7 protein-coding genes are annotated in these 10,901 nt (G+C 70.1%); 3 read left to right on the forward strand and 4 right to left on the reverse strand.

Annotated elements, in window-relative coordinates; translation table 11 throughout:
* Nucleotides 1-74 precede the first annotated feature (74 nt).
* On the reverse strand, nt 75-1,043 hold the full coding sequence (locus tag VIB55_RS09655) for a DMT family transporter (RefSeq protein WP_331876441.1): 969 nt from the start codon (nt 1,041-1,043) through the stop codon (nt 75-77).
* A 706-nt stretch (nt 1,044-1,749) separates the two neighbouring features.
* Nucleotides 1,750-4,026: a fused MFS/spermidine synthase gene (locus tag VIB55_RS09660; protein ID WP_331876442.1), complete on the reverse strand. Its 2,277-nt coding sequence runs from the start codon at nt 4,024-4,026 to the stop codon at nt 1,750-1,752.
* A 170-nt stretch (nt 4,027-4,196) separates the two neighbouring features.
* Between VIB55_RS09660 and VIB55_RS09665 the strand changes: the two genes are divergently transcribed.
* Together VIB55_RS09665 and VIB55_RS25470 are read left to right on the forward strand one after the other, a co-directional pair.
* Nucleotides 4,197-6,323, forward strand: coding sequence for a putative bifunctional diguanylate cyclase/phosphodiesterase (locus VIB55_RS09665; protein WP_331876443.1), 2,127 nt, complete (start codon nt 4,197-4,199; stop codon nt 6,321-6,323).
* Nucleotides 6,320-6,535, forward strand: a complete 216-nt coding sequence (locus VIB55_RS25470; RefSeq protein ID WP_349263009.1) for a type II toxin-antitoxin system HicB family antitoxin — start codon at nt 6,320-6,322, stop codon at nt 6,533-6,535. Before VIB55_RS09665 ends, VIB55_RS25470 begins: the two co-directional genes overlap by 4 nt.
* On the opposite strand, the gene VIB55_RS09670 is transcribed toward VIB55_RS25470, so the two are convergent.
* Both VIB55_RS09670 and VIB55_RS09675 read right to left on the reverse strand, forming a co-directional pair.
* Nucleotides 6,511-7,095 (reverse strand): HAD family hydrolase, encoded by a 585-nt coding sequence (locus VIB55_RS09670; RefSeq protein WP_331876444.1) that lies wholly within the window; start codon nt 7,093-7,095, stop codon nt 6,511-6,513. The genes VIB55_RS25470 and VIB55_RS09670 overlap by 25 nt on opposite strands.
* A gap of 204 nt (nt 7,096-7,299) precedes the next feature.
* Entirely contained in the window at nt 7,300-9,009 is a 1,710-nt protein-coding gene (locus tag VIB55_RS09675) for a serine hydrolase (RefSeq protein WP_331876445.1), read from the reverse strand.
* Nucleotides 9,010-9,567: 558 nt separating this feature from the next.
* Here VIB55_RS09675 and VIB55_RS09680 point away from each other — a divergent pair.
* On the forward strand, nt 9,568-10,901 hold a 1,334-nt coding region (locus tag VIB55_RS09680; protein WP_331876446.1), incomplete at its 3' end, for a CHASE3 domain-containing protein.

Raw genomic sequence — 10,901 nt, forward strand, 5'->3', positions numbered from 1 at the left:
GAATTCGTTTGCGCGTCGAGAGCCTGCAGTGTGCGGGGTGGGTGGGATGGAACCGGGCGGCGCGCCCGTTGTGGTCAGGGTTCCGGGGTGGGACGCCCCCTCGGGGTGAGGGCCAGGGTGCTCGCGATGATCACCAGGGAACCAAGGATGGTGCCGGCGTCGGGGATCTCGGCGAAGAAGAGGACGCCCCACATCGCCGCGAAGACGATCTGCAGGTAGGCCGTGGCCGTCGCGGTGCCGGCGCGCTCCAGCCGCAGCCCATGGGTGATGGCGATCTGCCCCAGCTGCGTGCTCACCCCGATGGCCAGCAGCACGAGCCACTGCATGGATGTAGGCCAGATCCAGTGCTGCAGGGCAACGGGGATGGAACCGATGATGGAAACCAGCGAGAAGTAGCCGACGATGACGGCCGGGTGTTCCGTCGCTCCCAGCTTGCGTACCGTGATGTACGCCGTAGCGCTGCACATCGCTCCGAGCAGGCCGATGACGACGGAAATGGGGGGCAGCGCGTGCGGCGACCCGCTGAACAGGAACGACGGCTGGGTGACCAGCAGCACGCCCACGATGCTTCCCAACACCGAAAGCACCTCGCGCCGCCGAAGCTTCTCGCCCAGCAGGGGAACCGCCAGGAGCCCCGCGTACACGGGATTCGTGTACTGGATGACGGTCGCGTCGGCGATGGGCAGATTCGTCAGCGTGTGGTAGAAGCACGAGAGCGCCAGAAACCCTGCGATCCCGCGAAACACCAGCGTTTTGCGCTGGGTTCCCCAAGGCGACACGCGCGCGTGGTAAACGCCCCAGGCGCTCAGGGTGGCGGTGACGATCGAGCGGGCCAGCACCAGTTCCTGGCTCGGCAGGGCTTGGCCGACGTGCTTCACCAGCAGGCTCATCACGCTGAAGAAGAACGCGCCCGCCGCCATGTAGCGCATCCCCGGCGTCAGCCATCGGCCGCGGGCGTTGGGCGGGCCGGTGTGGACGGCCGCGATGCCGCCCTCCAGTTCGGGCGTCGCCTCGACGGCGTCGGCGTCGTGGCGCTCAGACATCGGTGATGGCACTGCGTTCGGCACGGGCTCGGCGATCAGGTGAACCGTTCAGCGCGCCCAACATATCGCCTCACGCCGATCCCGACGAGGCGCCGCAGAACCAGACGGCGTTGCGCCGGCTCAGCTGGAACCCTCACCCGTCCTCGCCTATGCTCGTCCACCCTCTCCCACGAACAGCGCGGGAGAGGGGATACACTTCTGTTTTCCGGTGCGGCCTCGGCCCTGCTGGGGCGACTGAAGTCGCGGCAACCACGGCCCAAAATCCGCCTTCGCGGACTGCACGCGCAGTCGTGTGCGCAGGGCCGGCGGAAGCGCAGTTCAGGTCTCCCCCTCCCCTGCGAAGCGCCTGCGAAGCGGGGGCAGGGGGTCGGCGGGAGGGGGCTCCCGAGGCATGCGCCGAACCGCGTCGAACCAGCCCGGCGCGGCGGCGGTTACCGATGTGCGGTCCTCAGCCTTTGTCCCGGCGGTTGAAACCGCAGCTGGAAAATCACAAAGTCCGCCTTCGCGGACTGCACGCGAAGCCGAGTGCGCAGGGCCGGCGGAAGCGCAGTTCAGGTCTCCCCCTCCCCTGCGCAGCGGGGGACGGGGGCCGGGGGGAGGGGGCTCCCGCGGCATGCGACGAACCCCGTCGAACCTCGATCGACCTCTATCTACTCCCGCACTCCCGCACTCCCGCACTAACGCACTAACGCACTCCCGCACTTCCCTACCACTCGAACACGCTCAACAAGCTCGAGTAATCATCCGTCCACGGCGGCACGCGGCGGTCCGTGAGCGGCTTCCAGCGACGGTCCGCCGCGACGATCACCAGGTCTTCCTCCGTGCGCGCCACCGTGATCCACGTGGCGATGGACTCGTACCGCTTCCGCTTTCCATCCGGCCCGCTGCTCACCCGCGCGGCCAGCCCCCGCTCGCGCACCAGCGCCGCCACCACCGGCTCAAGATCCAGGTAGCGGTTGCTGATGTGGATGGCGATCACCCCGCCCGGCGCCAGGCGGTCCAGGTACGTGCCCATCGCCTCGCGCGTCAGCAGGTGCACGGGAATGGCATCGCTGCTGAACGCGTCCAGCACGATCATGTCGTACTTCGGCTCGCTCGCGCGCGCCAGCGACAGGCGTGCGTCGCCCAGCTCGATGCGCGTCTTCGCCGGCGAGTCCGGCAGGTAGGTGAAGTAGCGGCGGTCCGTGGCCATCCGTACCACGTGCGGATCGATCTCGTAGAACGTCCACTCCTCGCCCGCCCTGGCGTACGCCGCGGTGGTGCCCGTCCCCAGCCCCACGACCGCCACCTTCCGCCGCCCCGCACGCGGAGCCGTGGCGGCAAAGATCTGCCCCACCGGCCCGTGCGGCAGGTAGTAGGTGATGGGGTCGCGCGGATTCCTGAGGCTCTGCGCGCCGTGCAGCGTGGAGCCGTGCCGCAGCACGTGAAAGCGCTCGATGATGCCGAACTCCACCACCTTGAAGCGCCCGTAGAAGGAGCGCTCCGCCAGCAGCACCCCCGGCTCGCGGATGGCCTTCACCGTGGAGTACATCATCACCGTGCCCAGGCACAGCGCCAGCCAGAGCGGCGTGCGGGCCAGCGCCAGCGTCAGCAGCAGCATCAGCGCCGCGGCGGAGGCCATCAGCAGGCCGGGGTTCATGTCCTTGGAGTTGGCGCCGATGTACAGCAGCGCGGCCGTAACCGCCACCGTGCGCACCGCCATCATCGCCTGTCCCCTCCACCCCCGCCGCTCCTGCGGCCAGGGGCGCGCCAGGCACGCCAGGCCGATGGAAAGCGCGTACTCGTAGACGTTGTTGAACACGACGGGGGCGACCAGCACGTTGAAGATGCCCCCCAGCACCCCGCCCACCGAGATCCACAGGTAGAACTCCGTGAGGTGCCGCACGGCCGGCCGGCGGCGCGCCAGCTCGCCGTGGCACACCATCCCCGTGACGAACAGCCCCGCCAGGTGCACCGGGATGGCGGCGACGGCTTCTTCCACGAAACCGCTGAGCAGCAGCAGCACCACCACCATCAGCACGGGCGGCTGAAGCCACAGCATGTGCTCGTGCGGCAGCGGCGGCCTCCGTGCGAACGCCAGCGTGAAGGTCAGCAGGTACAGGGCGAGGGGCAGCACCCACAGCAGGGGCACCGGGCTGAGGTCGGTGGTGATGTACGTGGTCAGCGCCAGCAGCATGGCGGACGGCACGAACGCCAGGAACGTCCAGATCCCCCGTTCGCGCCACGGGACGGACGTGCGTGAGTGCGACAGTGCGGGAGCGTCGGCCGGGACCGCGTCGGCACGTTCGGCCGATGGCGGGACGGGGCGCCACACCCAGGCGGCCGCGCCGGCGATCAGCAGGGCGAGGGCGCCGAAGCCCATGGCCCACGCCGCGCTCTGCCCCGCCAGGCGCATCCGCGGCTCCATCAGCGCGGGGTACGCGAACAGCGACAGCATGCTCCCCAGGTTGCTGGCCGCGTACAGCGGATAGGGATCGGCCGCGTTCCGGTGGCCGCTGTGCGCGAACCAGCGCTGGAGCAGCGGCCCCGTGCCCGCCAGCACGAAGAAGGGCGGGCCCACGGTGAGCAGCATGGTCCCCAGCAGCCAGGGGATGGGCGCGTCGCTCCCCTCCGGCGAGCGCCCCGCCACGCTGATGGGGAGCAGCAGCGCCGTTACCGCCAGCAGCCCCACGTGCAACCCCACCTGGGCGCGCACCCCCAGCTTCTGCGTGCTCAGGTGCGCGTACAGGTACCCGCCCAGCAGCGCGGCCTGAAAGAACAGCATGCAGGTGTTCCACACCGCGGGCGAGCCGCCCAGCAGGGGAAGCACCATCTTGCCGAACATGGGCTGCACCAGGAACAGCAGGAACGCGCTGAGGAACACCGAGGCGGTGAACGTTCCCACCAGCGCGAACGACCGCGCCCGCACCGGCAGGGGAACCGGCGGCGGGGGCGGGGGCATGATGGAGAACGGCCTGGACGCGGGGGCGGGTTGGGTGCTCAATTCGGTGGGGCCGTGGGGGTGAACCGGGCGATTCGGGGTATCATCGTCGGGGGGCGCCGGTTGCGTCAAGCGCACGCCGCGCCCCGCCGGGTGGAAATCCCCGGAAGGGGTGCGCATTTTGCGCCGTCACGACCGTGCAACAGGTCTCCATCGCCATACCCAGAGGTGCAGTGACGGCTCCAGAGCGCCCGCCGCGGGCTGCCCCATCCACCGAAGACGCGCTCAAGGAGACCGAGCGGGCCTTCCGGACCGTGCTCGACAACCTCCCCGGCTTCGCGTACCGCTGCCGCAACGAGCCCACCTGGCCCACGGAGCTGCTCAGCGAGGGCTTCGAGGCGCTGACCGGGTATCCGCCGTCGGACCTGCTGGAGGAGCGGGTCACCTACGCCAGCCTGATCCACCCCGACGACCGCGACCGGGTGTGGGCCGACGTGCAGGAAGGCCTGGCCGCACGCCGGCGATTCCAGTCCACCTATCGCATGCTTACGCGGGGCGGCGAGAAGTGGGTGTGGGAGCAGGGCCAGGGCATCTGGTCGGCCGACGGGGCGCTGGTCGCGCTCGAGGGGCTGGTGCTGGACGTCAGCGCGCAGAAGGCCGCCGAGATGGAGGTGCGGAACGCGGAAGAGCGCTTCCGCCTGCTCACCGAGCACTCGTGGGACATCGTCCACGTGCAGGATGCGGAACGCGTCATCCAGTACATCAGCCCCTCGGTGGAGCGGATGCTGGGCTATACGCCCGACGAGATGGTGGGCCGGCGCGGGGCCCTGTTCGTTCATCCCGAGGACCAGGACTTCGTCCGCCGCATCTACGCGGGCGAGATGCGGGAGCCCGGCGCCACCGCGCGCACCGAGTTCCGGCTGGGGCACAAGGACGGATCGTGGCGCACGGTGGAGGTGTTCTCGCGCAACACGGCCGGGCCCGGGCAGCCTCCGTACGTGCTCACCTACACGCGCGACGTCACCGAGCAGCGGCGGATGGAGGCCGAGCTGCGGCAGCTGGCGCTGTACGACGCCCTGACGGGGCTGCCCAACCGCACCCTGCTGCTGGACCGGCTGGGGCATGCCCTGGCGCGGACCGAGGAGGCCGGCGACGCCGTGTGCGCGCTGCTGTTCCTGGACCTGGACCGCTTCAAGCGCGTGAACGACAGCCTGGGGCACGCCGCGGGCGACCGGCTGCTGCAGGAGGTGGCGCGCCGCATCCAGGCCGTTGCCCGGCCGGAAGACACCCCGGCCCGGCTGGGGGGCGACGAGTTCGCGCTGCTGGTGCAATCGGCGCGCAGCGAGGGACAGGTGATGGGCATCGCCTCGCGGCTGCAGGCCGCCATCTCCACGCCCGCCACCGTGGACGGCGCCGAGATCACCCCCAGCGCCAGCATGGGCGTGGCGCTGCTGCACGAGGGATACGCGGGGCCAGACGAGGTGCTGCGCGACGCCGACATCGCCATGTACAGCACCAAGGCGCGCGGACGCGGCGGGTTCGCCATCTTCTCGCCCACCATGCACGCCGACGCGATGGGGCTGCTGGAAACGGAGAACGCCCTCCGCCGGGCGCTGGACCGGTACGAGTTCCGCACCTTCTACCAGCCCATCGTGTCTGCCGAGAACGAAGCGCTGGTGGGATGGGAGGCCCTGGTGCGCTGGCAGCACCCGGAGCGCGGGCTGCTGGGTCCCGCGGCGTTCCTGCCCATTGCCGAAGACAGCGGGCTGATGATCCAGATCGACCGCTGGGTGATGGGCGACGCGCTGCGGCAGCTTTGCCTGTGGCGCGAGCGCTTTCCGGAGCTGTTCGTGAGCGTGAACGTGTCGGGGAGCGACTTCGACCACCCGGGGATGGTGGAACAGGTGCAGTCGGCACTCAGCGAGGCCTGCGTGCCCGCCGGAGCGCTGCGGCTGGAGGTGACGGAGAGCGTGCTGATCGACAACGTGGCGGCCGACTCGGCGCTGCGGCAGGTAAAGGCGCTGGGGGTGCGGGTGGACCTTGACGACTTCGGCACGGGCTACTCCAGCCTCAGCTACCTGTCGCGCTTTGCCGTGGACGCGCTGAAGATCGACCGCTCGTTCGTGGCGTCGCTGCGCGAGCGGCCCGAGAGCCGGGCCATCGTGGGCGCCATCGTGTCGCTGGCCGGCAGCCTGGGGCTGGAGGGCACGACCGCGGAGGGGATCGAGTCGCGCGAGCAGGCCGACGACCTGCGCGCCGCCGGCTGCACCCACCTGCAGGGCTACGCCTTTTCGCCCCCGCTCCCCGCCGCCGAAGCCGAGGCGTGGATGATGTCGCACGCAGAGGCGCTACCAGGATGAACCGAGAGTTCGCGGTGGTCATCGAGCGTGACAAGGAGGGATGCTACGTGGCCTCCGTGCCGGCGCTGCGCGGCTGTCACACGCAAGCCAGGTCACTGGACGACTTGATGGCGCGTGTGAAGGAGGCCGTCGGATTGTGCTTGGAGGTAGATGGTGGAGAAGCTGAGCCGATGACGTTCGTAGGCGTTCAGCGCATCTCGATCGGGGCCTGACCCGCCCCTGGCTGCTCGGCCACGATGATCCGTCCGGCCTCCGCCAGGTCTATGACCACGTGGTCAGGCCTGAGATCCGAATCCGCATCCGCTTGGCCGCCGACCAGGATGGTGCGGCAGCCCGCAAACCGGCCTGCTTCGACGTCGGCGGGGGTGTCGCCAACCATCCAGGAGCGGGCGAGGTCGATGCCGTGCTCCGCCGCGAGCGAGGTGATCATTCCCGGGCGCGGCTTGCGGCAGTCGCAGGCGATGCGGTAGCGCTCGACCGCGCCCTGGGGATGGTGCGGACACCAGCGGAACGCCTCGATCGCCACTCCCTCGACCCGCAGAAGCTCGCGAAGCCGCGCCTCCACGGGCCCAAGCGCCTCCTCGGAAAAGAACCCGCGCGCCACCCCCGACTGGTTGGAAACGACGAACAGGCGGAAGCCCGCATCGCGCAGCACCCGCAGCCCCTCCCCCGCCCCGCGCGTGAGCCGGATGAGCGCCGGATCGACGTTGTACGGCACGTCGTCCACGAGCGTGCCGTCCTTGTCCAGAAACACCGCCGCCGTCCCACTCATCCCATCCCCAACCCCTGTGTCGTTGCACTCGAATCATCTCGCCCCCGCCGGAGATGGGCGCGCCACACATCATAACCCACACCCCGACAAGCCAGTCCGCGAAGGCGGACTTCGTGTGTTTGTTGCAGCGAATTCATTCGCCCGGCGAGGCTTGGGGCCCGACGGCGCCTGGCTCACCGGGGCTACTGCCGGGCCCCCGGAGACCTACTTGATCTTCGGTGCCGGCAGCGTGCGTCCGCCCTGCGTCAGGATCAGCCGGGTGACCGCGCCGGATGCGTCGCGCTCGAACTCCACCGTCGCCTGCACCTCCTGTGCGGCAAAGCGGGTTTCCGTCTGCGCAACCAGCGTGATGTCGCCCTGCCCCGTGGCGCGCCCCTTCAGCCCGTCGCCCTCGCGGCGGATGGTGATGACGAAGTTGGGGGCGAGCTGGTATTCGCCGGCGTAGCGGTCCAGCACCGCCGCGGGCACCGCCACGCGGGGCGCGAGGGGCGCCAGGGCGTCGGCGGGCGACTCGTTGGTCCGGGGGGAGACCGGTTCTTCCGGACCGATCCGCCCGCGCACGAGTAGCCCCGTCACCCGCCCACCCTCGCGCAGGAAGGTGAACCGCGTGCCGGTGTTGGGATTGATGAACTCGTTGCTCCCCAGGGCGCGAATCTCCTGCCGCGTGCCGCCGCGGCCGCGCTGCAGGAACATCCGCTCCCCGTCGCGCGTCACCACCCGCCGCTCATCCTCCGTCACCCGGTACACGCCCACGTACCCGTCCAGCTCCGCCGCGGGAAGCGTGACGAACGCCGGAGCCGCCCTGCCCATCAGGCGCTCGGCGATCCGCACGGCGAAAGTCTCGGGATTGGCGAAGTTCCGCTCCGCGTTGCTGAGCACGTACACGTGCAGGCGCTGCGACGGAATGAACATCCCATGCGTGCTGAACCCGTTGATGTCGCCGCCGTGCTCCACCGACGGCTCGCCCGCCACCCGCGACAGGAACCAGCCGTAGCCGTAGCCGCTCCCCCGCCCGGCCGGCAGCGCGAAGGCCGTGAGCGCGCGCCGCCAGGTCTCGGGCTTCAGGAAATGCTCCGCCTCGATCGACTGCCCCCAGCGCAGCATGTCGTCCACCGTCGACACCAGCGCGCCCGCCGAGTAGGGATGCGTGAGGCTCAGGTACTCGGAGTTGGTGATGGCGCGCCCCTGCCCCACCTGGTAGCCCCGCACCCGCCGGGGGATGATGGCCGTCTGCGTTTCCACGCGCGTGTTCGTCATCCCCAGCGGCTCGAACAGGCGGGTGCGCAGGAAGTCGGCGTAGCCCTGCCCGCTGACCTGTTCGATGAGGGCGCCCAGCAGCGCGTATCCCGAGTTGTTGTAGCGCCAGTCCTCGCCGGGGGCAAAGTCCATCGGCTGGTCGCGGAACGCGGCGATGAGCTCGGCCGGCGTAACGTCGGTGCGCACCTTCGCCCGCCACTCGGGGATGGACGTGTAGCTGCGGATGCCGGACGTGTGGGTCAGCAGGTGCTCGACGGTGATGCGCCGGCCGTGCGTGGGGTAGTCCGGAAAGAACCTGGTGATGTCGTCGTCCAGCGAGAGCTTTCCATCGTCGGCCAGCATGAGCGTGGCGACGGCGGTGAACTGCTTGGTGATGGATCCCAGCCGGAAGACGTGCTCCGGGCGCATGGGCACACCGAGCTCGATGTCGGCCATTCCGTACGCCTTGCGCATCAGCACGCGGTCGCCGCGAGCCACGATCACCGCCGCGCCCGGCCCGCCGGCGGGATAGGCGGCCGCGAGCATGGAATCCACCCCGGCCAGCGAGGGGTCCACCACCGGGGCGGAGGCGGCGACGGCCTGCGCAAGCGTGGTGACCGGCGCGGCGAGGAACGCGCAGAGCGCCAGCGCGCGGAAACTTCGCGAGAATCGAGGCATGGGAGAGCGGGGGTTGGGGAGCGGAGCGGCGCGGGTGGATGTCCGGGCGACGACAGGCCCTCGTACAACGTGCAGCGCAGCACGTCATCGCGAAAGACGCACGAGCGCCGTGTCGCCGATTTCGAGCGTGAACCGGGTTGCGGCCCCGGCGAACAGGACGGAAGCTCCTGGCGGAAACCGGATGAAGGCGCGCACGCGGCGCCACGTCCCCGCTGAACCGTTCATCATGTCACTCGTAATGGGGCGCGAGCCGGGAGCCGCGCCCCGACGTCCTGTGCCAATCCCACTAATTTTGGCGCATCGCGGCGCGCCCGCCGGTGCCCGCCGATGCCAGCCGGGAGTTGCGGGGAACACCACGAAGCCCGCTTCGGGCCTCGGCGTAGAAACCGAACTTTTTCACTGTTCTTCATACTGGTCCTGAAAGGAAACTACCTGTGACAACGCAGCGAAATCCTCTCATAACAGGTATGTAAAAGGTCCGGGTTTTGCGAAACACTGCAATTCCGGGCGGGGCCCTCGTCCCCTCCTATGAGAAAACCCCACCAGCGCTGCCCGCCCATGAACCGCACCGTGCAGCTCCGCGCCTGGAAGGCTGCCGTATCCCTGGGGCCCGCGGTGGTCACGCTCGCCCTCATCGCGGTCATCGCCTCGCAGCACGCGCGGACGCTGTCGTGGGGAACCGAGGTGGAGCGGACGTATCGGGTGGACCTGTCGCTCAACCGCCTGCTCTCGCGCCTGGTCGACGCCGAAACCGCCGAACGCGGCTTCATCGTTGCCGGCGACCCGCGCTACCTGGAACCGTACCAGGGGGTGCGCACGGAGGTGGGCGGGTTCTTCGCCGAACTGAACGGCTGGGTGCAGGACCCGGAGCAGCGCGCGACGCTGGCGGCGCTGCCTGCGCTGGTGGAGCGCAGGCTCGCGCTCAACGACCAAAACATCGAGATCCGGCGCGCGCGGGGGCCGGCGGCGGCCGATGCGGCACTTCGGTCCGGGCGCGGCAAGGCGACGATGGACAGCATTCGCGCCGTCGTCAGCAAGATGAGCCAGCGGCAGGCGGTGCTCCTTGCCGAGCGGCGCATCCACATGCAGCGGTCCCGCGACCGCACCGAGTGGCTCCTGTGGGCGGCGATGGTCACCGCGGTGCTCCTGGGCGCCGGAACCCACGTGCTGCTGCGCCGCTACACGGCCGCCCAGGAGGAAAAGACGCGCGAGCTCGCCGAGCGCAACCACCAGCTGCAGGAGCAGACGGTGGAGCTCGAGATCCAGTCCGACGAGCTGGCGGGGCAGGCCGTGGAGCTCGAAGCCACCGCGCAGGCCCTGGCCGAGAGCGAGCGGCGCTTCCGCGCGCTCATCGAGAACTCGTCCGACATCATCACCATCGTCGACCACCAGGGGCGGGTTCGCTACCAGAGCCCGGCCATTGCCCGCGTGATGGGGTTCGACCCCGACGCATCGATCGGCACGCTGGGGCTGGAGGGCGTGCACGCCGACGACCGCCCGGGCATGGAGCGCGTGTTGGGCACCCTTGTGAGCGAGCCCCGCGCCTCCCTGAGCACCCGGGTGCGCTGCATCGACAGCGCCGGCCAGTGGCGGCTCCTGGAAGCGACGGCCACCAACCTCTTCGACGACGAAGCCATCGGGGGCATCGTCGTCAACACGCGCGACGTGACGGCGCGCCACGCCGCGGAAGAAGAGGTGCGCCGTCAGCAGGCGTACCTCCGCACCGTCATCGACACTTCGCCCAACCTGATCTTCGCCAAGGACCGGGCCGGCCGCTTCACCATGGCCAACGCCGCCGCGGCCCGCGCGCTGGGAACGACGCCCGAGGCGCTGCTGGGGCTGCGCGAGGACGAGCTCGGGTTTTCCGCGGGCCTCGCCGCGGCCCACGACGC

Source organism: Longimicrobium sp., assembly GCF_036554565.1.
In the GTDB taxonomy this organism is placed as follows: Bacteria; Gemmatimonadota; Gemmatimonadetes; order Longimicrobiales; family Longimicrobiaceae; genus Longimicrobium.